The organism is Microcystis sp. M169S2 (assembly GCF_020245865.1).
GTDB classification, from domain to species: Bacteria; Cyanobacteriota; Cyanobacteriia; order Cyanobacteriales; family Microcystaceae; genus Microcystis; species Microcystis ichthyoblabe_A.
The window spans coordinates 1-22,282 of sequence record NZ_JADBUB010000263.1; the positions used below are offsets into that span (position 1 = coordinate 1).

Here is a 22,282-nt window from a genome sequence, read left to right on the forward strand (position 1 = left end):
AAAATTGTCTCATCAATTTTTTGATAATTGACCACTGTTACATTTGGTAAATCGAGGAGTTGATCAAAATTTATCCACATAACCCACCTCCTGTTCTGTGTTACTATTATACCATGCTCACACAGAACCTAGAAGAGCCGATTAATTGGAACATCGCTTAATTTTATGGCATTATAGGGAATGCTTGTTTCAATCCCTAGTAGGGTTTAAGATTAATTGGAACTTGGGATTTTTGTGTTATTATGATTTTTAGGGTTGTTTCAATCCCTAGTAGGGTTTAAGATTAATTGGAACCGCTAATCCGTTCATTGCCGATGGAGGTGATGAAGTTTCAATCCCTAGTAGGGTTTAAGATTAATTGGAACTCATAATTGTTACTCCCAGGGCTAAAAGGTAGATCGTTTCAATCCCTAGTAGGGTTTAAGATTAATTGGAACCTAAGATTTTCTAGTTTGTTCATGATTTTAGTCTCCTGTTTCAATCCCTAGTAGGGTTTAAGATTAATTGGAACGCGCGGATCGATTGGAATAAATTAAGGGAGTCTTTGTTTCAATCCCTAGTAGGGTTTAAGATTAATTGGAACATGAAACTATCAAAGTATTTCAATATTTTGATAAAGTTTCAATCCCTAGTAGGGTTTAAGATTAATTGGAACTAAAACTTTACTAGAATCATCTTTAAATGATTCATGTTTCAATCCCTAGTAGGGTTTAAGATTAATTGGAACGGTTTCGAGGGTGGGCCATCTGGGTATGAGTCGGGTTTCAATCCCTAGTAGGGTTTAAGATTAATTGGAACAAGGAATGTTTCTTATGTCTCTCAAGTATAGCGAAAATGTTTCAATCCCTAGTAGGGTTTAAGATTAATTGGAACAATCAGAATACAGCGATTTAAAGCGCGAATTAGGTTTCAATCCCTAGTAGGGTTTAAGATTAATTGGAACCTGGTATCAGCAAGGTTATGTCACCGCACAGAATCAGTTTCAATCCCTAGTAGGGTTTAAGATTAATTGGAACGGGCGCTAGAGTATTCAGAATACTCACACCGGATAGCGTTTCAATCCCTAGTAGGGTTTAAGATTAATTGGAACCTGGCCACGGGGGGTGCGGGGGGATCGGACTTCATGTTTCAATCCCTAGTAGGGTTTAAGATTAATTGGAACGCCCAGTGGTAAAAGCTATACGCTATGGGGTTTTCAAGGTTCGTATGCGCCGCACCCGCAATAAATCTATTGTACAGCAAGTGACCCAGTTCTTCAAGACCCCGCAAAACCTTACGGGATAAGGTGCGCCCCGCGTTGGAAAGGAAAATCATCTCGAATCTATATTGCATAAGCTTTCCAGCCACCAGATAATAGTTAAGGATTTTTACAGCTACTCCGAGGCGCAACCGAGCTAAACAAAAAAAATCGTATTATCCCGGGGTAACTCACCACCGATACGTTCCACTTTACCCCGACAACAGGCGCAGAGAAAATAAAAGCGGATGCTATCGGTATCGGGTTTGATCAACTTACTCAAGCGCCCGCGCAGCTTGGCGTACTGGGTATCGGTTAGATCGCACTCAAAAACACTATACTGCACCCGTTGGCCGTAGGACTTTAACGTATTGTGAATTTTGGTTCGTCGCTTATCGTCGGAAATATCGTAACTGATAACAAAATACATGACCGCCTCTACCTACTTTAAAATCAAAGGTGGATACTTATCCGTCTCGTCCATGAGATATTTCGCCATTAGTCGGGCTTGAATCTCGAAAGCTTCTTGATAAGTACACTGTTTACCCATTACCGGATGCTTAAACTTGGATTGTTTCTTCTGTTCGTACAAGCGCAGGAAAATCTGTAACCCCTCTCTCGTCAGGGAAACCGCACCGCTTAAGGGTTCGGTGGTGAAATGTTCGGGGGTAAGATAAGGATGATTGACCCCGTTGAGAACCACGGCATCAACGACGATCGCTCTAAATTCCTCCATCAGGTCTAGTGCCAGCGAGGGGCGACCGTAGCGTTGATAGTGAAGATAACCGAGATAGGGGTCAAAACCGACCAAATTGATCGCACTCTGCACGTCATGGCGCAATAACGCATAACCCAGACTCAAAAGAGAATTGACTGGATCTCGCGGGGGGCGACGGTTACGCGAGGCAAAGGTAAAAGTATCGCCGAGAATTAAGGAATCAAAACAACTGAAATAGGCTGCGCTTCCGGCTCCCTCTAACCCCCGGAGAGAATCGATCCCTTCGACGTAGCTCAGGGCAAGCGCCGAGGTTGTTTCGATCGAGCTGATCGCTGCTTCCAGACAAGCGATCGCAGTTTGTAAATCCAACTCCTTTCGATCGCGTTGACGACGGAGCAGAATGTTGCGGTAATTCTTCAGCTTGCCGCGGACGAATCCCCGCACTAAATGAATGGCTTTCGGAGAATCGCCGGCGGCCTGCCATTGCGCTCGACGAACGAAAATATTTTTGGTCATCTCCGGTTCCAATCTACCGAGATATTTTCCCGTGGCAGTGACAAAACTCAGGGGAATATGACGTTCCAACAATTCGATCACCAACGCTGGGGATAGCGAACCGCGACCAAATAAAACCACCCCCTCAACATTTAATAAAGGAACATCGAGGATCGTTTCCTTGGATGCTTTAACCGTTAAACGCTCGTCATTTTTGCCGAGAAATGCGTCTTCTCTCGTCACATATACCGTTCCCATATTTTTTATTCTTCCTCTTGATATCGTTGGACTTTTTCAGTTAATCGAGGCAAGCAGCGATCAAACAAACTGCATCCCTTGCAGCGGGGTGAATAGACCGCAGGGGGCATTTTTCCCGTCTGGATCAGGGTTTCAATTGCTCGGATCGTAGCGATCGCCCGTTGCCGTAGAGCAAGATCGATCGCCACCGGTTGACGCTGGTGAGAACTGGCATAGTAGATATAGCCAGTATCTAGCCTTTTTCCCGTCATTTCTTCCAAACATAGGGCTTGAGCGCACACCTGCAACTCGTCGTTATCCCATTCGCCCTTACTGCCCCGTTTGTATTCCACGGGGATAAATTCGCCGTCGTGGGACTCGATCAGATCGGCTTTACCGATTAGACGGTAATTATCTGATTTAAGCCAGATCGCCCGAATTTGCCATATTTCCTCGCGGTTTGCCGCCCCGACGGTGTGAACTCGCTCGTGTAAATTTGTTCCCTCGATCGTATAGCTATTATCGAGAAATTCCCCGGCGACGAACATCCTCCAACAACGGTGGGGACAGTAGGCGTAATGGTTGAGGGCGGCGATCGGTATGTAATCAGATTCATCCATAGCTATCTTTTCTCCTTAGCAATTCTGCGAGTCATCCCCATCCCCATGGTGGTTTTCCGTCCCACTCCCGCGTAGAGGGCAAAATCCGCCAGTGCATTAATCGCTTTAATCTTTGCGGGTTCCACCTCTCCCAAAAGACGATAGTGAATCTCGCCCACACAACCGATCGAATGGTTTTTATAGGCTTCGTCGGCTAATTTCGTTTGAATATCGAAGAAACTGGGGAAAATCGACTCTAGGGCAATAGAATCGAAGGGGATACCGCTATAGCGATTCCAACGACCAAGAAGGCTATTAAACACCAGTTCCCGCGTCGGTAAGGCACTATCGAATTTTCCCTGCCGGAAGGTGACGGGGGTAGCGAAAAGGAAATCAAATTCCCGATTCGTTTCCGAGGCGTTTTCATACAGGTCTTGATAAGTACAAGAGTTCGCCCAGAATTGAACCGATTGCGGGGTGGCGAGGACGCTAGTGATGACGAGATCGGCGGAACCGAGATGCCAGGGTTGTTTTGGATTGAGATTCAACCAGAGCGAGGTTAATTTACCGAATAATCGGTCATCGAGCAGAGAAATCCGCCACCAGCAGGGAGTTTCTGGGGCGATTGGCCGTTCGTATCGCCACTGCGGGGAATTTATCGTTTTTCCCCCGGATTGCATCTGTAGTGGCGATAAGGTAAAAGCTTTATCTGCCTCGGCTGCGTGTAGAATTTTCCCTAATTCCTGATCAACACTACTGACAAGGGTAAGGAATAGCGCGTGAAGGTGTCGTCCGGTGAGAAAATTCGGATAGATCGGCGATCGAGGGGTGAGATTGAGAACGAGACTGTAGGGCATTAACTTAATCGGGCCTTGGCAAAAATTTGTCTGGGGGTTAGGGTTAAATCGGGGAGGAGAATATCGCTAATTTCGTCATCGCCTTTTTTAATCGCCGGGGGTGCGTCGGGATAGAAAATCGTGATCTGCTTGGCCCGGGGATCGACGATCCAGACGCGACTGACTCCCGCTTTTAGGTAGTCCACGGCTTTTTCGCTCAGGCTGCTGAAAGATTGTTCCGGAGAGATAATTTCGATGACTAATTCCGGGGGAACGGGACAAGCTTCATCGGTGAGGGGAATATCTCCTAACCTTTCCGGGGAAATGTAGAGAAGATCGGGAACCGGACACCAATCCCGATCGTTTTTGCTGAGAATGATCGCCCATTCGATGCCCACTTCTCCCCGTCCTTGATTCCAGCGATCAAGTATAGAAGATAAAGCCAGAGTTAAACGAGAATGAAAGAATTTCGGTGACATTTTTGGGATCGCTTCTCCATCGACTAATTCATAGGTAATATCGCCATCGGGATCGGTTAGCGAGAAAAATTCTGGTAAAGTCAGGGGTTTAGAGGAGATAAGAGTCATGGTCAATTTTCAACCGAAGTGATAGGACAATCGAGCAGGAATTTTCAGATCGGGACGATCGCTTATTTGGTAATATTCCCCGCGCATTCGTACATTACGGATTAAACTAACGGGAGGCATATTAATCACGTCGTAGCCAATCACCTGATGGGTAAACATAACATCGAGAGGATTTAAAGGATAGGGATAGATAAATAAATCCTCTTTTTGTTTTGATAGGGAAAGTTCTGTCAGTTTTACTTCCGCTTTACTCATCCATTTTCCCAAACGAATCCATTTAGGAAGTTGTAGGGGGTGATGGGAAATGATAAAACATTCAAAAACACTTTCGGGAGCGATTTCTTTTGCTCTGCCAAAACTGGGAATATTTTTCTGGGTTTTTTCCATCTCCACATGATAGTTATTATTGGCATATTTCCAAGTATTGAGAACCGCCGTATGAGCGATCGCACGTGCGGGAGTGACATAAATTTTCTCTTCGTTTAGAGGATTTAAATGTTCTTGGTACTGGGGAATCTGTTCGGAACAGAAGTAACGATAACTATCGCTATTTACCAATCCCAAAGCATAACAGAGCGCGTAATTATGGATTACGGGTTCGCTTTCGTAGAGTCTGCCGATTTCACGGGTTGCGTAATAAAGACTATCGTGCAGTTCTAATTGACAGGAATAAATATGTACCATAACTCTTTAAAAATTGCGAGGATCTAGGGTGAGAAATTACTCACCCTACTGAAATTTACGGTTTTTGAGCGGCTGGTTTTTTCTCGGCGATATGTTTCTTAGCGTAGTCTTTCGCTTCTTTATCCGCTTGGTTCAAGATCGATAAAATTCCTGCTTCCGTACCCGTGAGAGTTTTCACCTCAGTTAATAAAGGTTGAAAATTTTCCCCGATAAAATCGGTATGAACGATAAATTCTTCCGCCATTAATGCTTGTATTGCTTCGGTGGCTTTTTCCATAACTAAATCCTCATCTAAGGGATCGATCGATTGTAATACCTCATCGGGAAGGCGATCATATATTGCCTGTGTCCATCGCAAATTACTAACAATTTCCCCATCGGCAAAAATAACACCGATAAGCTCATTTCTTACCCGTCCCGTCCGGGTGGTTTGCGCGCCGTAGTGACGGGTACGCAGGATGTTATTAAAAACATAGAGAAAACCCGCTTCTGTCGGATCTTTTAAAGTGACAATACTAGGGAAAAACACCTGCGGACGGATGTGATCCTGCTGGTTAATCCTGCTAGTCACTTCACCTACTTTTGTGTTATTTTCTCCCTTAGATGCCATAGTACCATTCTCGTAGGGAGCGTTTAAAGTAAAACTTTCATGGGATTCATCAAAGGGTGTGATCGAAAAAGCCGTATCTACTACTACTTTCGATTTTTCTGAACCCGAATCACCGATAGCAAAACCATAAATAATACAGTCGGGGTTATTCATGGCAAATTTTACATTGTACTCACATTCTTCGGCGGTAATTAATCCGTATTTTCTGAGTAATTCTCGACCGACTAAACGTTCTGGAGTTGACTGTTTCCGTTTAAACATCGATAAACGACTAATCGTTTTCTTGCTATCAATTCCCGCACGAACACGAGCTTTATTTAGCTCTCCATCTGTTTGAAATAAAGGATAAGATTCTGTGACTCTAATCGTCAAAAAGTGAACGTATTTTCCCATCGGTTTGTAGGGAATCTCGCTATGAAATAATTTAGCGTCAACAGATTTAAGAAAGGTCATAAGTTTGCTCCTAATATAGAAAAAGTGGACATTTGGATAACAGTTAAAGCTTTTACTCTTCCTCCTCGGAAGAAGAATTTGAAGTATCGAGAGGTTGAGCTTGTCTTTGGCGACGTTCTTTATCCATTTCTAAACGATAGAGAAATTCGCAGGTATCTCGGATAATATTTAGTTGACGACCTGCTAATCTGGCTCGATCACTTTCAAAAGACTCCTCGAAAACATTTTTGACAAAGTATTTAGCAAAATCCAAGATTTTTTCTCGCTCTTGATCTCGCTCTTTGATAACGTATCGACCTTCTGCTGTTTGAGAGCGTACTCGATCCATTAGTTTAAATAATCGTGCCGCTACCAAAGAAGTCAAATCATCGCTTATAGCTTTATCCGCTTTAAGAATAATGTCCGCCGCTTCATCAATAGGTTTAAGAATAGCATTGGCTTTAATGGGCTTTCCTTTACTAGATTTAGCTCGATAGAATTGACGATACAATTCGGTTAAGTTTTTCGGGTGATTTAAGGGCGATTCTGCTGTCATATCGATAGTTAAATTGGTTCGGTTGGCTTGTACATAGGGATCGAAACAAGGATAAAAATCGTAGAGATACAGAGCGATTCGATTAGCGCTCGGTATATCGGCATCTTTGCCCCGTTTCCACTGTTTAAGGTAATGAAAAACATAGAGAGGACTGGTTTCTAAATTGATAGCGAGTTCCGTTAATTTGCCCCAATTGGGATCATAACCCGTCTTACCCTGCTTCGAGTTCACGTCTAAATGAATAGAATAGGCTGCGGTTAGGGTATTTAGAGGGGCAGGATATTTTTTTCCGTCATTATCTTGCCATGGGTTCAAGACTCGATCGAGACGGAATCGATCGCGTCGAGTTAAAGACCGGATCGCTTGGGGCGCACTGTCGAGAAATACCGTCTCTTCAAATTCCGCACCGTCGCGATAGGGAGGAATAGGAGACTCAGAAACCACCGTTTTGACATCTAGAATCATCGGGAAAGCTAATCCTAACCATGCTGGCATAACCCAGGATTCCGTATCGGTGGGATCGCGGCTGGGAGGTAGGGCCATAAAATAAAAGGTTAAGGGTTTATCTTCGGGATAGGATAGTTTAAAAGTGCGGTCTTTTTTGCCATCTTCCTCCTCGTTAATTCTTTCCTTTTTCTGCCTGAATTTTTCATCGATCAGAAAACTATCGACACTCTGATAACGGGTTCGATCGAAGTTAGCGACCAGATCCTTATCGACAAAGTGCAACTTTATCGAGCTATCAAAACGAGTTTGAGCGATGTTAGCGTAGGCTTTTTGTAAAAAACTATTGGTTTCGGGAGTAAAATAATAGGTCGGGTAAAAGTACAGATAGCGATATTTGCCGTCCTCGAAACGTTTTCCTACCGCTTGGGTTTGATTCATAAGAATCTGACGCAACATCATTTCCGTTCCCGCGATACTGGAAATGTTTCGTTTGGCGTTCGAGCCTGCCAGCATTTGTTTATTAGTATAGACTTGGGGAGTAAAAAGAACCGCCGATTCCATCTGTTCGCTGACACTATAGGGAGAATGGGAGATCGAACAGAGAAGTTGACGGCCGCGACCTTGTTTTTTAGCGGCGTTGTAGTGGTTTAATTCTTTCTGGAAGGTTTCGATCGAGTGGGCCAATTCCCGACCGGGTAACTGCACCATTTGATTAACCCACTCTCGCAAATCCTCCCAACCATCGGGTAAGTTATATCCCGCAACTATGGCGGCGATTTTTGCGGCGAGAAAAGCGATTAAATCTTCTGCAACCGGTCTAATATCCTCGATTCCGGGATGCTGTTTCAGGTATTGCGCCGCTAGATAATACCATTCGTAGGGAACCCCTCCCGTATTGCCTTTCAGTTTGAGTTCTTTTAACGATTCATTAATACGCTTGATCGCTCGAATTTGTGGCAGATAATTTTCTAGATTCCAATAATGCGCGATCTCGCTAATTAAATCTAAATCCGGCGGTGCGGGTAAGTTTTTCTGCAATTTTCGCGCCTGTTCGATTTTTTCTAGGCGATCGCCCCAGATTTTCCTCGTCACCACGTCCCCGAATTCCGCTAGGCGATCAATCCGGATATCATCTTCACAATGAAAATCGTAATCCGTCGGTAAAACGCCCTGTTGTTGAAATTTAATCAGGTTTTCGCCGCGACTTCGGGCCACGGACGCTTTATTATCACCGAGGATGCGAAGGGTGGCGTTGAGGGCAGCGCGCATTAACCCAGCATCGTCGAAAAATTGGCTGTAGTAATCTGCGTATTTCATCCCCTTGCCATCTCGGCCGAATCCCGTTTGTTTACGCTGTAATTCGCCGCTACAGAGGGATTTAATCGTGTCCACCACTCGATTCGGTAAGGTTTCTAGGGACACTTCTGGCGCGTTTTTGGGGGCGATATAGACAACTCCCGTAGGCAAGTAAAGTAAAGGCTGATAGTCTAGTTCTTGATGCGCTTCCATCACCGCGTTATTAAGTACGTTCGTCAGTACCCCGCGGTTTTCGGCGATGCTGTGGTAAGTGAATTTTAGTTCCCCATCGCTGAGGCTGTATAAAAGGTCTTGTAACGGGGCTTTTTCCGCATCGTGGGGGTGTTTAATAATGGATGCGAGGCGATCAGCTAGACAGGCAAGATCGCATAGACTCTCTATAACGCGATCGTTTAAACGAACATTTAACCCATCCTCAGAAGTGTTAAGGTCGGTGTCATTACGGCGTTGGGTGTTTTTGGCAATATATAGTAGATCATCGAGATATTCTAACCATCGTTCGGGATTATCTGGAAATAAGAAACGATCTAATCCCAATTCGGGAATTAGTACCTGTAGAATCTCCCGATGTTCTTCCCTAGATAATTTACGAGGGTCTTGATTTTTAAACGGATCTTGAATGAAATCTCGCTGAATTTGTATATATCTCTCTGACATGGACGGGAAGCGATCGTAAGAGAATTTCTCGAAATCATGAACAAGAAATCCTGCTATGGCCAATCTTCTTTCGAACTCTTTAATTATCCGCCGCACCGTAGTATTAAGCTTTTGTAAGCGTTTCTCGATGAGATTGGCAGGAAATAACCCATTAAGTAAATGAGTATTTAGAGATTGATCACCAGCGTTATCCCGTTTAGCTTTAGGTTTGTTTCTCAATTCACGACCGCGATCAACTGCCTCAATAAAATTTCCTCCTTTAGCTGTTGATCCGATCGCTAATCGGAGTAAATTGGGTAATACCATTTCGGCAAAATCTGCCATAACTCGATCGTCGGGGTTTTCGGCTCGAATCGCCTCCCGTAGGAGTTTTAGGGTTAGCAGTTGGCGAACAGTTTCGACTCGGCGATCGCTTACCGATTCGCTAATTCCTAAATCTTCGCCAGAAAGAGATTCTAAATCAATATCCTCGAACTCAAAATCCAGATCTTTATCGTCAATTTCTGTAGTATTATCGAATAGATTTAATTGTCCCGTTTCCTCTAATTTTTTTTGTTTTTTAGGCATCTTTCACCTCTAGAGAGTCTAAATAGGGCTTGCTGAATAAATGTGAAATGTAGGCAAGATAGGGGTTTTGTGGCTGTTCTCGCGAAACAGGTGCAATATTTTGAGAGAATCGTGCTTCTAAACCTTGCGTCTTCATCGGCCTGCGTCCTGTAGGGGCGAAGCATTCGGGCAATAACTTATCGGTGAAACCGGAGATTTTCTATCCGAATGCTTCGCCCGTACTTTTTGCCGCAAACCCTAAATAGTCGGTAATTTGTTTGAGATAAAATCGCCTCGTATTGTCGATGCTCTCTGCGCGCTCTAGAACCGAAGAGAATTAATAGTTTTAAATTCGGTAGTTTTTCCACAGTCGTGGTTATTCTATTGACTGTATTGATAATTTTCAATTCTTTCGTGTTTTTAACCATTTTCTGCCTCCAAGGAATCTAGATATTGAACGATCGAGCGTTGGTAGCGGGGATAATCTCGTAAAATATTAGCGATCGAGGAATGAACGATATCGGGAGCAATTTTCTTGTATAGGTGTACGAGTAAGTTTCTTAATTTAATAGACTCGGTCAGTTGAACGGCTAGGTGTTCTTCTAAAATTCCCAGTTCTACGATTTGAAATAAAGCGTCGCGAGCATTATTCGGAGACTCGATATCTAAACATTTTAAAATCTGGTAATTGATATCGATGCCAGTTTGAACGATAAGCTGAATTAACCTTTATATGGCTAATTGACGTTCTCTTAATGTACGATAATCCTCTAAGGTGATCGAACCGTACTCGCTAAGTTCGGCGAGGTATTGATTCATGAGGTTTAATTCGTCTATCGCGATCAGAGGTTGAATAGCATTTACACTCCTTTTTCTCGTAGAGAAATCTCTAGATTATTCCGTAATTGACGGTATAACGCTTTCGATTCTTCAGGATTCATGAGAAATTTTTCTTTAAATCCCTCGAATAGTCCCGTTTCCCGTTCGTATAGAAGTTGACCATCTCGCGCGACATAATGAGCGAGGATCGGCGAACATTCTTTTAAATCAATCACATCAATTTTGTCCTCGGGAATCTCTAAAGCTTGTTCGAGTAGTGTATAAATTTTCAACAGACTCGAAATATCCTTTTGAGCGCTTCTTTCCTCGTATAAAACAGCGAAATCCCAATCGCTATCAGGTTTATGCTCTCCACGCGCTCTAGAACCGAAGAGAATTAATAGTTTTAAATTCGGTAGTTTTTCGACAATAGCCGTAATTTTTTCTACTAGCCTATTCATATTTAGCCCCTATCAAAAAAAATGGCAAGAATCCGATGGATATATCGATCGATGTCCCTAGCGTCTGTCTATGTCTATTATCAAACGCGGAGGAAGCAAAGAGCAACTAAATCCCAGAAAAAGTGTCCGTACACTTTGACTCCCTCATCTCTTGGTAGCCTCAAACGGCATCAACAGATCCACACCTCACCCCCTTTACCTTTGAACCGATGAGCGAGAGTATCCAACAACAAAGCCGCTTGACCGATCGCTATAGAATAGGGAGACACGGGAGAATGAATACTACTCTCGTCACTAATCGGATAGATACCGAAGTGCATCGGTAATTGTAAGCGTTGGCGAACCGCAGCGACGGGATAGGCAAAAACGAAGCTAACCAGAGCCTGATACCGTAACTCCCGACTAATTCGATCGAGCCAAGGATTATCCGGTTGCCAAACACCGATTCCCGTCAAAACCTGCACTTTCCACGCGGAGGCGATCTCGCCTAAATCGCCGTCGTAGGTAAAGCGCCAGTTTAACCGTTCCTCTCGATATCCCTTTAAATTCAGAAACGCGAGACAATAATCGAAACGTCTGCGCGCGATCGGTGTTTTCGTGGCCTCGATCTGGCGCTTAAACTCGCCTTTTCTCCACACCTCCACCTCTAGATTACCGAGAATACTGGGTAAATCGTAGGTTTTAAAGCGATCGCATTCCTCCGGTTCCGTCGAATCGTATAACCCGCATAATAACGGACTTGACCCGCGAAAACTAGACGCATCCTCGAAAATCGGATTACCGCTTTTCCCCGATAACTCCTTCCATTCGTCGGCCCATCCTTTCACCCGACTGGCGACCCGTTTTAAACTGGTATCGAAAACCTCCTCGCATTCCTGTTGAAACTTCTGGCGACTTTCCCCGTATTGGGATTTGATCTTCGGACTCCCTAAATTCCACCAGAGTTGAAATGATTGTACCGCTCCCCAACGTTGGTAATAACCCTCGAAATTATTGATATGACGGTAGTTACTCTTGATGGCCTCCTGTAGCTGAATTCGGTCATACCGTTCCCCGACTTGTAACGGTGGGTCTTTCTTCTCGAATAACCGTTCTAGCAAAAATTTCGGAACCAGAGCGATCGCTGTGAAGTTAGTAAATTTTACCGCCGTTCCCTTTCGATCGTAGCCGCTGTGACGGCCTAAACGGCCGAAACGTTGAATAAAATTTCCCGCATCCGACGACTCGAAAATGAGGAAATTAATCTTGAAGTCCACCCCCACATCGATGGTACTCGTTCCGATCACCAGATCACGATTTAACGATGCCAACTTCTCCCGCGTTCCCGAAAGACCCGTATTTTCCCCCACTGTTAAACCGATAGTCGCCAATAATTCTCGGAAAATCGGCAGCAGACGTTTAACCGAAGCGATCGAATTGAGAATAATCGCGCCCTTGCTGCCGGGGTATCGCTTAAAATAGTCTAAAATTCGCTCTTTATTTTCCTTCAACCAATTTTCCGAAGTTTGAAAACTCGACGGTAAAGGAATAAAAGATAGCTCGATTTCCGAGGTTACTTGTCGCCATCCCTGTTGAGCGAGGGAATTGGCCTCTTCTGGGGTATCGGGAAACTGGTATTTTCCTTCTCTTACTGGGTCGATCGATCGATAGCGAAACCCCGCTTTATCCAATCGTTTTAGTAAACCCTCGTCGGGAGTTGCGGACAAAAACAGGTATCGTTTCCCACGATTGGCCCGTCGGATTAGAAGCATGGTATTGATAATACTGGCGACCTGTGGCGTGCCGAAAACGTGAAATTCATCGAATAGGAAGAGATCGAAATGTTTATCGATCCGGTTCCATAGCTGATCGGGGTTATCGTAGGGGGTTAAATAGGCCCCCCGATGCAGATAATGGCAAATATCGGGGTTAGTTAAGAGAATTTCCGACTGTTTCGATCGAGTCTCTAGAGCGATCGCTTTCGTTTTCCCATCCCGTTCGGCGTACAATTCCAACTCGGGCCCGGTTAAAAGATTGACCCGCGGTTGATCCGTTGGTTGAAATCGTTGAATATATGCCTCGATCTGACCCCTCTGATCCCGCGCCAGTTCGTTGGTTGGGTAGAGTCCCATAATCGGGAAATATCCTTGCAAAGTTCGCAGGTAGGCCGCTAGACTTTTCCCGTCCCCCGTCATGGCCGTATTGAAAATCACATCGATATCGGGATCGTTGAGTGCTTTCCACGTCTCCACCTGATGCCACGATAACCGCCATCCTTGCGGAACCTTGATCCCGTCCGGGATCTCGTCCGCGGGACAGGAATAGACCGGCCTGAGCGTTACTTGATAATTTACCATGAATTTCTGTCCGTAATTCCTTGCTATCTTCCATACTAACCACGATAATAGGGATGGACAAGTACCTTAACAGAAAAAGTGTCCGTATATTTATAAACTATGAGCCGGATAGGACAATCAATCACTTTATCGGTCAGTGAAAAAGAAAAACAGGCCCTAGAAATCCTTGCCAGTGAATTCGGGCTATTTTGGGGAGATAAACCGAATATATCGAAGTTAATCAAAGAAATTGCCCGTAATAAGCTTAAAATCGCCCCTAATCACGACTGGAAGCCCGATCGCTTGCAGATGCTCCAACAGGCGATCGATTCTCTTATTGATGCCGGACAAATCCCCATCGCCCTGGAACTGGCTAAACTACTATTAGAACGGAGCGAACTGTCGGGACCCTTACGGAAAGAGCTAGAACGCAGCCTCGATAATCCTCCCCCACCATGGCGACTGGAACTCGATCGCTGCATTCTCCGACAACAACCGTTTCAGTTATCCTATCAGGATGCCGGCGATCGAATCTGGGAATTCCATCTTTACCATGCCGCTATCAATCGTCACGAGGATCGCTTATATCTCGATTGTTGGTGCGAGGAAACCGAGGGAAATCAAGATATTTCCGAACTACACCATAATTGGAGTTTAAGGATCGATCGAATCCCCAACGATTCCTTAATTACCCCGATCCCTAGTGGCAAATGGCGCAATCAGCTTGATAGTGTGTCGGCCGAGTTTCAGCTATTCGATGGATTAGCTCGATCGTACCGGACTAAAACCGCTATCGATATCGCCGACGAATTGATCTCGAACGATCCCCTCGTCCGGCAGATTACCCGACAGGTAACGAGTAGCTTCTGGTTTTTCCGCGAGATTCTTCCCTACGGGGAAGATTGCTTGTTGATCTCCCCAGAAAAAGTCCACAAGCGTTTTTATGACAAGGTGCAGCGGCTTTATCGACGCTACGAGTCCTGAAAAGATTTTCGTCCCTGCTGAATCAAGATACGATACTAAATGCTGTTTAAAATATAAGAAAGTGGGCGTTGTCAGATCAGAATGGGAAAGATGCAATGCAATCCTTGTTATCAAAGTAATTTCATTTCCGGTGCTGATTCGGAGCATCTTTCAATTTGACAACGCCTAGGACAAGGGTAGAGGGAGAAAATACAAGATTAGGTCATTACTTAGCGCGTCTTCATCGTAAGACTCTCTGCTATTCAAAATGTGTCGAAATGTTAGAAAACTCCCGACCGCTTCTAATTCATTACCTTAAGTTTAAGGATGTTCCAGTTCCCTAAACTTTTGCTTGATTCATCTTTACATCTGACAACGCCCGGTTCAGACATAATCGTGTAATACCAAATCTGGTTATTAAAGACTGATTATTTATTCCTCCTTTTGCCCCTTGCCTTTTGCCTGTCCTGATATATAGCCTATACTCAACGGATTTAGTATAAGACGTGAGTAAGGGAAACCAGAAAGCGCAGTGATGAGCTTCGAGAATCCTCACGCCTTTAGACCCAGGAGTGTCAATCCCGCCATTGTCCTGACTTGCTGGAGGTGTTTTCCCCTTGTTATCGTCAGGGTCAAAAAGAGGCCTCAGCCATAGCCATCAAAACCTAACCGCCAGTCAAACCTTCTCAATCTGAAGAGGAGGAGGAGCGAGGAAACAATAGTCCCTATTGCCTATTTAGACAATCGCTCCCCGTTTAAACTGTTGCCGCCGATGAATCAAGCACCACCTGTTCATTGGTGGGTAACTCCAGACAATAACCCGCACCGTAAACGGTTTTAATATAGCGAGGATGACGGGGATCGGGTTCTAGTTTCGTTCTCAGATGGCGAATGTGAACGCGAATAGTCTCGATATCATCATCGGGATCATATCCCCAGACTTCCTTGAGAATATCACTGGGGGAAACGGTTTGACCGTGACGTTGGAGAAGACAGTGGAGTAACTCAAATTCTAGATGGGTTAACTTGACCACACTTTCAAACCAGACCGCCTCAAAACGTTCGGGAACCAGGGTTAAAGGTCCAAAACTGAGTATTTCTGAGTGTTTAGCGGCTTGGGGAATGCGATCGGTGCGTCTCAGGAGAGCGCGCACCCTAGCTAACATTTCCTCCACCTCGAAAGGTTTGGTCAGGTAATCATCGGCACCGGCGTTAAAACCTTCCACTTTATCTTGGGTTTGTCCTAAGGCTGTGAGCATCAAAATCGGGATGTCGGACGTGCGTTCATCTCGTCGCAAACGCTGACAGACAGTAAAACCATCGACTTTGGGCAACATTAAATCCAGCATGATTAAATCGGGTTGTAACTGGACGGCCAAGGCTTGGCCTTTAATCCCGTCCTCTGCGGGGTTAACGTCATAACCCGCCATCTCCAAGTTGATGGAGACTAATTCCGCGATCGCAGGATCATCATCGATTACAAGTATTCGGGGCATTACCAGAGTGTTATGACTAAGGGTTTGGGTAGGGGGTTGCTAAATGTGTTCTCGCTGACATCGCAACTATGGCTTTGTCTCTCAAGGGCTTGAGTTTAGCACAACATAAAGAATCCTGTACTGATTATAAGCATGATTGCTAAATTCGGTTTTAATTTGTGAAATTTTGCTGATCTAAGTCTCCTGAATGTTAAAAATTAATAAGAAGTGTGAAGAATATTGCTCGATAATCGATATTAGTGCTATGTCCTAGCCTCTCTCTCCCCAAGATGACCTAAGCAGCAGTTTTTCACTAATCTTTACAATTTCGCCATCTGCCTCAATACCAGTTTCAACCGGCGGTCAAGTCCTGCTAGAGCTAACTTTTCCCCCTAAGCTCCCCCGGCGGCACTGTAAAAATTCTTAATAAAATTAGCGATCGATTCAGTTTAATCTACCAAAATAGGCGGTTTTAGTAAGCATCTGTAACGAACCCGATCCATTCTACTCATCCCAACAGGTGATCATAATATGAGCGTTAATTTATCAACTCAACTGCGAGAAGGCACGAAAAAATCTCACACCATGGCAGAAAACGTCGGTTTTGTCAAGTGTTTTCTCAAAGGTGTGGTGGAAAAAACTTCCTATCGCAAACTGGTGGCTAACCTCTACTTCGTCTATTCGGCCATGGAAGAGGAGATGGAAAAACTTCGTAGTCATCCCGTCGTTTCTAAAATCTGTTTTCCTGAACTCAATCGCAAAAATGCGCTAGAACAGGATTTATATTTTTATTATGGTCCAAATTGGCGCAACGAGATCGCGTTATCTCCCGCAGGTCAGGCCTACGTTGACCGGATTCGGGAAATCGCCACAACAGAACCCGAATTATTAGTCGCTCATTCCTATACCCGTTATCTCGGCGATCTGTCCGGGGGGCAAATCTTGAAAAAAATCGCCGAAAAAGCGATGAATCTGGAAACTGGTGGCACAGCTTTCTATGATTTCAAAGATATTACCGACGAAAAAGCCTATAAAAATCACTATCGTCAAACCCTCGACGAGTTACCAGTGGATCAAGCCATGGCCGATCGCATTGTCACCGAAGCTAACGCCGCTTTTGGCATGAACATGAAAATGTTCCAAGAGTTGGAAGGTAATCTGATCAAAGCGATCGGAATTATGCTCTTTAATACTCTCACCCGTCGTCGCAGCACTGGCAGCACCGAAACTGGATTGGCCACCGCCGAATAGTAGTCAAGAAAACCTAAAAAAACGGAAATTCTAGAATTAGGGTAATGGTCAGCCATGATTATTATCTTAATTTCAGAGTTATCCGTTATATTTTTGCTTTTTATTCGGTTGTCAGGAGTCAGTAGTCAGTAGTCAGGAGACAGGAGATTATTTTTATTTATTCTCCCCACACCCTACACCCCACACCCTACACCCTACACCCTACACCCCACACCCTACACCCCACACCCTACACCCCACTTCCCCGATGATCGCAAAAAAACTTCATCAAGAGGGGAACAACTTCCAGTAAGATGAAAAATGGTCAGTGAAAAAGCTAACCGAAATTTATTGTCGGAAATGGTAACACCGCCCCATTTCCCCAGACCCTAGAGGCTAGAGTCCGGTAAACCAGCGGATAAAAATTGACATCCATGAGTGCAGACATTTTTGATCGAGTTAAAAAAGTTGTTGTGGAACAATTAGAAGTAGAGGATCCGGGTACAGTTACCCCCCAAGCAAGCTTTGCTGATGATCTGAAAGCGGATTCCCTTGATGTGGTCGAGTTAGTGATGGCTTTAGAGGAAGAATTTGATATTGAAATTCCCGACGAAGATGCCGAACAAATTGACACTGTGGGCAAAGCTGCCGATTATATTGGCCGGAGAGCAACCGCCTAATTATTGCGGGAGAATTGACAATTTAGGATTAAATATCTGGGGCAAAATCTGCCCTTATTTTTGAACAAACATGACAGAATTGCCATTAAAAAGGGTTGTCATCACGGGGATGGGTGCGATCACTCCCCTCGGCAATAATCTAGCAGACTATTGGACAGGCTTAATCAAGGGCAAAAGTGGCATTGGTTTAATTACCCACTTTGATGCCTCCCGTCACGCTTGTCGCATTGCTGGGGAAGTGCGGGGTTTTGACCCCCACGACTATGTGGACCGCAAAGAGGCAAAGCGCATGGACCGTTTCGCTCAATTTGCCGTCGCCGCTAGTTTGCAAGCGCTGCAAGATTCTCGATTAGTTATCGACGCTCTCAATGCGGATGATATAGGTGTACTAATCGGTACGGGCGTAGGTGGGATAAAAGTGCTGGAGGATCAACAGGAAATTTACTTGACAAAAGGTCCAAGCCGATGTAGTCCTTTCATGATCCCGATGATGATTGCCAATATGGCCGCTGGTTTAACCGCTATCCACACGGGGGCCAAGGGACCGAGTAACTGCACCGTGACCGCTTGTGCTGCCGGTTCCAATGCCATCGGCGATGCTTTTCGTCTAGTACAAAGGGGTTTGGCCAAAGGAATGATCTGCGGTGGGACGGAGGCCGCCGTTACCCCTCTAGGATTGGCTGGTTTTGCCTCCGCTAAGGCCCTGTCCACCCGCAACGATGACCCCACCCGGGCCAGTCGTCCCTTTGACAAGGATCGGGATGGTTTTGTTATGGGGGAAGGGGCAGGAATCCTGATTATAGAGGAATTAGAAACGGCCTTAGCCCGTGGGGCGCGTATTTACGCCGAAATGATCGGTTATGGTCTGACTTGCGATGCCTATCACATGACGGCTCCAGTTCCCGACGGTCGTGGGGCCACTAGAGCAATCGAATTAGCGATCAAAGATGCCGGTTTGACTCCGGCGGAAATTAGCTATATCAACGCCCACGGGACCAGTACGGGAGCCAATGATCCCACGGAAACCAAGGCGATTAAAAAAGCTTTAGGAGAATCGGCCTACAAAATCCCTGTCAGTTCCACCAAATCGATGACAGGCCACCTTTTAGGCGGTTCTGGCGGTATTGAAGCCGTGGCCACGGTCATGGCGATCGCTAATGATCGGATTCCCCCGACGCTCAACCTGGACAATCCTGACCCCGATTGTGATCTTGATTACGTCCCCTACGAAAGTCGTCAGCAGATAGTTAACGCTGCCCTTTCCAACTCCTTTGGATTTGGTGGCCATAACGTCACCTTAGCTTTTAGAAAATATGCTTGAGTCGATGCCCCTGAAAGAGTAATCTGTGAGTGGCTCCCTCTTTAACCTGGTCTTATTTTTGTAGTTCATTCTAAAAAACATTATGGTTGTCGCCTCCCAATCCCTCGAAGAACTTTGTATTAATGCCGTGCGTTTTTTAGCGGTGGATGCCGTAGAAAAAGCTAAATCGGGACACCCCGGACTACCCATGGGAGCCGCTCCCATGGCCTTTGTTCTCTGGGATCAATTCCTGCGTTTTAACCCGAAAAACCCCCAATGGGTCAATCGCGATCGTTTTGTTCTCTCCGCCGGTCACGGTTGTATGCTGCAGTACGCTTTGATGTACCTGACGGGATACGATAGCGTTCCTCTCGAGGAAATTAAACAATTCCGGCAGTGGAAATCGAAAACCCCCGGCCACCCCGAAAATTTCGTCACGGAAGGGGTAGAAGTGACCACCGGTCCTCTGGGTCAAGGGATTGCCAATGGTGTGGGTTTGGCCCTAGCAGAAGCCCATTTAGCGGCCCGTTTCAACAAACCGGATGCCAAAATTATCGACCATTACACCTATGTGATTTTGGGTGATGGTTGCAATATGGAGGGGATTTCCGGGGAAGCTTGTTCTTTAGCCGGTCACTGGGGTTTAGGCAAGTTAATCGCTCTCTACGATGATAACCATATCTCGATCGATGGTTCCACCGATATCGCTTTTACCGAAGACGTGAGCAAGCGTTTTGAAGCCTACGGTTGGCACGTTCAGCACGTCGAGAATGGTAACACCGATTTAGATGCCATTGCCAATGCGATCGCTGCTGCCAAAGCTGTCACCGATAAACCCTCGATGATTAAAATCACCACCACCATCGGTTATGGTTCCCCCAATAAGTCTAATACCGCCGATGTTCACGGGGCAGCTTTGGGAGCAACAGAAATCGAGTTAACCCGGAAAGCGTTAGGTTGGGAATACGAGCCGTTTGTGGTTCCCGATGAGGTGTTAAATCGTTTCCGGCAAGCAGTGGACAAGGGAACGACGGCAGAAACGGACTGGAATAAGTTATTTAACGAATATCAGGCTAAATATCCCGCAGAAGCGGCTTTATTTGAACAGTTAACCACCGGTCAACTGCCGGAAGGTTGGGAGCAAGCTTTACCGGTTTATAAACCCGAAGATAAGGCGCTCGCTAGTCGTAAACACTCGGAAATCTGCTTAAATGCCCTTGCGGGGGTTTTACCCGGTTTAATCGGTGGTTCGGCGGATTTAACCCACTCTAACTACACGGAATTAGAGCATTTTGGTAATTTCCAAAAAGGCAGTTATCAGGAGCGTAACGTCCATTTTGGCGTAAGGGAACACGCGATGGGGGCGATTTGTAACGGGATTGCTCTCCATAACACGGGATTGATTCCCTACGGGGCGACTTTCCTGATTTTCACCGACTATATGCGGAATTCTATCCGTTTATCGGCATTGTCAGAAACCCGCGTCATCTGGGTAATGACTCACGATTCCATTGCCCTAGGGGAAGATGGACCGACTCACCAACCCGTGGAACACGTTGCTTCTCTGCGCGCTATTCCTAACCTGTTAGTCATGCGTCCGGGAGATGGTACGGAAACTTCCGGCGCTTATAAAGTAGCGGTGAGCGAAAAGAAACGCCCGACTTTATTGGCTCTCTCCCGTCAAAATCTGCCCAATTTAGCGGGAACTTCCCTCGAGGGTGTGGCTAAAGGTGCTTATGTTATCACCGATTGTGAAGGTACTCCCGATGTCATTCTCATCGGTACGGGGGGCGAGTTGTATCTCTGCGATAAAGCGGCTGCGGTGTTGAAAGAAGCAGGAATTAAAGCTCGCGTCGTTTCTATGCCCTGTTGGGAGCTATTTGAGGAACAATCGGCAGAATACAAAGAATCGGTACTGCCGAAAGCAGTGAAAAAACGTCTCGCGGTGGAAGCCGGTTCAACCATGGGTTGGCATCGCTACATCACCGATGAGGGGGATGTGTTGGGGGTTGATACCTTCGGCGCTTCTGCTCCAGGGGGTGTGATTCTAGAGAAGTTTGGTTTTACCGTGGATAACGTGGTAGCGAAGGCAAAAGCGTTGTTAGGTTAATTAAACTTTGATTTTGTGGAAAAAGCCCGCGCAAGCGGGTTTTTTTGTGGTTATAGGTCAACCTAGTTTAGGCTTTAGGGTTAGTTCATGTAAAAATGTAAAGTAGGAAGCTTTAGTAGTTAGCCAAAACCTTTACACTTGAGATAATTATCACGATTCCTAGAGCCATGACTAAAGGGGAAAGCCCTATATCGAAGGAAACAATCAAGAGCCTAACACTAGATATAGAAGGCTCACTGTTGTCTTTTGATAAATTTATCAAGGCTCAAGAACAATTAGCAATACTACTCCATGAAGTAGATAAAACCCTTGCTAACAAAAATCGCCCCCTGATAAATTGGAGAATCTCTCAAATTCATAGTGGCAGCATTCATCTTACTTTAGAAGGAATGCCTCAAGATCAGATTACACCTAGTCAAATTTCTGAAGTTATTAAGACTGTAGAAAGGGGAATAGTAACAATTTTAGAACATCCGATTCGCCCTAAGTATTTTTCTGATCGAGCTTTAGAAAGTGTGCGAGCATTAGCAATATTGAAAGAAAGAGATGAGTTTATGGTGCAATTGGGCTTTGATTCGAGGTGTATCGACTTGAATCAAGCTTTGATTGCTAATGTTGATGAAATTATCGGTGGAAAATATCAAAGTTTTGGTACTGTAGAAGGTGTGCTTAAAGCTATTGATGTAAGTCGTCAACCTATTTTTAGAGTTTACAATTTATTGACTAATAAAAGTGTTAAATGTTACTTTGAACCAAATTTACTTGATAATATCAAAGAATATCTAGAAAAAAGAGTCTCTGTATCGGGGATAGTTACCTCTAGAGAAGATGGCTCTACCGAACCTGTCATGTAAAACTATCAATAACTCATGCTTGTAAAGTTTGTACACTAAGACTTTGAGTTTTTGTTAGATTGATATTTATCAACTTTAGAGCCTTGCTGTGCAGAGAAGGAGCTTGAGGAATTTTCT

General features: G+C 45.0%; 18 protein-coding genes, 2 pseudogenes and 1 CRISPR repeat array. Of the genes and pseudogenes, 7 read left to right on the forward strand and 13 right to left on the reverse strand.

Features of this window, described 5'->3' with window-relative positions; all coding sequences use genetic code 11:
* The first annotated feature begins 186 nt into the window (after positions 1 to 186).
* Positions 187 to 1,162: a CRISPR direct-repeat array (repeat unit 37 nt; unit sequence GTTTCAATCCCTAGTAGGGTTTAAGATTAATTGGAAC).
* Between the two features lie 232 nt (positions 1,163 to 1,394).
* From cas2 to cas3, 12 genes and pseudogenes are all read right to left on the reverse strand, one after another.
* Positions 1,395 to 1,667: a CRISPR-associated endonuclease Cas2 gene (gene cas2, locus IM485_RS22515; RefSeq protein ID WP_046663050.1), complete on the reverse strand. Its 273-nt coding sequence runs from the start codon at positions 1,665 to 1,667 to the stop codon at positions 1,395 to 1,397.
* A 12-nt stretch (positions 1,668 to 1,679) separates the two neighbouring features.
* Positions 1,680 to 2,708: a type I-D CRISPR-associated endonuclease Cas1d gene (cas1d, locus tag IM485_RS22520; RefSeq protein WP_287745675.1), complete on the reverse strand. Its 1,029-nt coding sequence runs from the start codon at positions 2,706 to 2,708 to the stop codon at positions 1,680 to 1,682.
* Positions 2,709 to 2,713: 5 nt separating this feature from the next.
* Positions 2,714 to 3,307, reverse strand: coding sequence for a CRISPR-associated protein Cas4 (gene cas4, locus IM485_RS22525; protein WP_287745677.1), 594 nt, complete (start codon positions 3,305 to 3,307; stop codon positions 2,714 to 2,716).
* 2 nt (positions 3,308 to 3,309) lie between these two features.
* Positions 3,310 to 4,143, reverse strand: a complete 834-nt coding sequence (gene cas6 / locus IM485_RS22530) for a CRISPR-associated endoribonuclease Cas6 (RefSeq protein ID WP_287745679.1) — start codon at positions 4,141 to 4,143, stop codon at positions 3,310 to 3,312.
* Complete coding sequence (locus IM485_RS22535; protein WP_104395900.1) at positions 4,143 to 4,709, reverse strand: Uma2 family endonuclease; 567 nt, start codon at positions 4,707 to 4,709, stop codon at positions 4,143 to 4,145. Before IM485_RS22535 ends, cas6 begins: the two co-directional genes overlap by 1 nt.
* Before the next feature lie 9 nt (positions 4,710 to 4,718).
* The gene (gene cas5d, locus IM485_RS22540; protein ID WP_002755922.1) at positions 4,719 to 5,393 is read right to left on the reverse strand and encodes a type I-D CRISPR-associated protein Cas5/Csc1; all 675 of its coding nucleotides are present in this window, start codon (positions 5,391 to 5,393) and stop codon (positions 4,719 to 4,721) included.
* Between the two features lie 55 nt (positions 5,394 to 5,448).
* On the reverse strand, positions 5,449 to 6,456 hold the full coding sequence (gene cas7d / locus IM485_RS22545) for a type I-D CRISPR-associated protein Cas7/Csc2 (RefSeq protein ID WP_287745681.1): 1,008 nt from the start codon (positions 6,454 to 6,456) through the stop codon (positions 5,449 to 5,451).
* 52 nt (positions 6,457 to 6,508) lie between these two features.
* On the reverse strand, positions 6,509 to 9,979 hold the full coding sequence (gene cas10d / locus IM485_RS22550; RefSeq protein WP_287745683.1) for a type I-D CRISPR-associated protein Cas10d/Csc3: 3,471 nt from the start codon (positions 9,977 to 9,979) through the stop codon (positions 6,509 to 6,511).
* A gap of 281 nt (positions 9,980 to 10,260) precedes the next feature.
* Positions 10,261 to 10,386 (reverse strand): annotated as a pseudogene (locus tag IM485_RS22875) (type VII toxin-antitoxin system MntA family adenylyltransferase antitoxin); the annotation flags it as partial.
* Positions 10,379 to 10,681 carry a type VII toxin-antitoxin system HepT family RNase toxin gene (gene hepT, locus IM485_RS22560; RefSeq protein ID WP_287745695.1) on the reverse strand — a complete coding sequence of 101 codons (303 nt, stop codon included), beginning with the start codon at positions 10,679 to 10,681 and terminating at the stop codon, positions 10,379 to 10,381. The pseudogene IM485_RS22875 and the gene hepT, both read right to left, overlap by 8 nt.
* Positions 10,682 to 10,818: 137 nt before the next feature.
* Positions 10,819 to 11,238 (reverse strand): type VII toxin-antitoxin system MntA family adenylyltransferase antitoxin, encoded by a 420-nt coding sequence (gene mntA, locus IM485_RS22565; protein ID WP_016515576.1) that lies wholly within the window; start codon positions 11,236 to 11,238, stop codon positions 10,819 to 10,821.
* Between the two features lie 170 nt (positions 11,239 to 11,408).
* Positions 11,409 to 13,574, reverse strand: coding sequence for a type I-D CRISPR-associated helicase Cas3' (cas3, locus tag IM485_RS22570; RefSeq protein ID WP_287745688.1), 2,166 nt, complete (start codon positions 13,572 to 13,574; stop codon positions 11,409 to 11,411).
* Positions 13,575 to 13,673: 99 nt separating this feature from the next.
* On the opposite strand from cas3, the gene IM485_RS22575 reads away from it, so the two are divergent.
* Both IM485_RS22575 and IM485_RS22580 read left to right on the forward strand, forming a co-directional pair.
* Entirely contained in the window at positions 13,674 to 14,537 is an 864-nt protein-coding gene (locus tag IM485_RS22575; RefSeq protein ID WP_287745690.1) for a WYL domain-containing protein, read from the forward strand.
* 161 nt (positions 14,538 to 14,698) lie between these two features.
* Positions 14,699 to 14,860 (forward strand): annotated as a pseudogene (locus tag IM485_RS22580) (IS1 family transposase); the annotation flags it as partial.
* Between the two features lie 411 nt (positions 14,861 to 15,271).
* Here IM485_RS22580 and rpaA read toward each other — a convergent pair.
* Entirely contained in the window at positions 15,272 to 16,012 is a 741-nt protein-coding gene (rpaA, locus tag IM485_RS22585) for a two component system response regulator RpaA (protein ID WP_002798623.1), read from the reverse strand.
* Positions 16,013 to 16,522: 510 nt separating this feature from the next.
* Between rpaA and IM485_RS22590 the strand changes: the two genes are divergently transcribed.
* The 5 genes from IM485_RS22590 (at position 16,523) to IM485_RS22610 (ending at position 22,165) form a co-directional block, all read left to right on the forward strand.
* Complete coding sequence (locus IM485_RS22590) at positions 16,523 to 17,242, forward strand: biliverdin-producing heme oxygenase (protein WP_002737675.1); 720 nt, start codon at positions 16,523 to 16,525, stop codon at positions 17,240 to 17,242.
* Positions 17,243 to 17,655: 413 nt separating this feature from the next.
* Positions 17,656 to 17,901, forward strand: a complete 246-nt coding sequence (gene acpP / locus IM485_RS22595) for an acyl carrier protein (RefSeq protein ID WP_287745692.1) — start codon at positions 17,656 to 17,658, stop codon at positions 17,899 to 17,901.
* 70 nt (positions 17,902 to 17,971) lie between these two features.
* Positions 17,972 to 19,222 (forward strand): beta-ketoacyl-ACP synthase II, encoded by a 1,251-nt coding sequence (fabF, locus tag IM485_RS22600; RefSeq protein WP_104395906.1) that lies wholly within the window; start codon positions 17,972 to 17,974, stop codon positions 19,220 to 19,222.
* Between the two features lie 82 nt (positions 19,223 to 19,304).
* Complete coding sequence (gene tkt / locus IM485_RS22605) at positions 19,305 to 21,311, forward strand: transketolase (RefSeq protein ID WP_104395907.1); 2,007 nt, start codon at positions 19,305 to 19,307, stop codon at positions 21,309 to 21,311.
* Between the two features lie 167 nt (positions 21,312 to 21,478).
* Positions 21,479 to 22,165 (forward strand): hypothetical protein, encoded by a 687-nt coding sequence (locus IM485_RS22610; protein ID WP_238141875.1) that lies wholly within the window; start codon positions 21,479 to 21,481, stop codon positions 22,163 to 22,165.
* Positions 22,166 to 22,282: the final 117 nt, after the last annotated feature.

Bases quoted from the DNA above. Each gene is read 5' to 3' on its own strand.
- cas2 (WP_046663050.1), bottom strand. From the start codon at position 1,667: ATGTATTTTGTTATCAGTTACGATATTTCCGACGATAAGCGACGAACC.
- cas1d (WP_287745675.1), bottom strand. From the start codon at position 2,708: ATGGGAACGGTATATGTGACGAGAGAAGACGCATTTCTCGGCAAAAAT.
- cas4 (WP_287745677.1), bottom strand. From the start codon at position 3,307: ATGGATGAATCTGATTACATACCGATCGCCGCCCTCAACCATTACGCC.
- cas6 (WP_287745679.1), bottom strand. From the start codon at position 4,143: ATGCCCTACAGTCTCGTTCTCAATCTCACCCCTCGATCGCCGATCTAT.
- IM485_RS22535 (WP_104395900.1), bottom strand. From the start codon at position 4,709: ATGACTCTTATCTCCTCTAAACCCCTGACTTTACCAGAATTTTTCTCG.
- cas5d (WP_002755922.1), bottom strand. From the start codon at position 5,393: ATGGTACATATTTATTCCTGTCAATTAGAACTGCACGATAGTCTTTAT.
- cas7d (WP_287745681.1), bottom strand. From the start codon at position 6,456: ATGACCTTTCTTAAATCTGTTGACGCTAAATTATTTCATAGCGAGATT.
- cas10d (WP_287745683.1), bottom strand. From the start codon at position 9,979: ATGCCTAAAAAACAAAAAAAATTAGAGGAAACGGGACAATTAAATCTA.
- mntA (WP_016515576.1), bottom strand. From the start codon at position 11,238: ATGAATAGGCTAGTAGAAAAAATTACGGCTATTGTCGAAAAACTACCG.
- cas3 (WP_287745688.1), bottom strand. From the start codon at position 13,574: ATGGTAAATTATCAAGTAACGCTCAGGCCGGTCTATTCCTGTCCCGCG.
- IM485_RS22575 (WP_287745690.1), top strand. From the start codon at position 13,674: ATGAGCCGGATAGGACAATCAATCACTTTATCGGTCAGTGAAAAAGAA.
- rpaA (WP_002798623.1), bottom strand. From the start codon at position 16,012: ATGCCCCGAATACTTGTAATCGATGATGATCCTGCGATCGCGGAATTA.
- IM485_RS22590 (WP_002737675.1), top strand. From the start codon at position 16,523: ATGAGCGTTAATTTATCAACTCAACTGCGAGAAGGCACGAAAAAATCT.
- acpP (WP_287745692.1), top strand. From the start codon at position 17,656: ATGAGTGCAGACATTTTTGATCGAGTTAAAAAAGTTGTTGTGGAACAA.
- fabF (WP_104395906.1), top strand. From the start codon at position 17,972: ATGACAGAATTGCCATTAAAAAGGGTTGTCATCACGGGGATGGGTGCG.
- tkt (WP_104395907.1), top strand. From the start codon at position 19,305: ATGGTTGTCGCCTCCCAATCCCTCGAAGAACTTTGTATTAATGCCGTG.
- IM485_RS22610 (WP_238141875.1), top strand. From the start codon at position 21,479: ATGACTAAAGGGGAAAGCCCTATATCGAAGGAAACAATCAAGAGCCTA.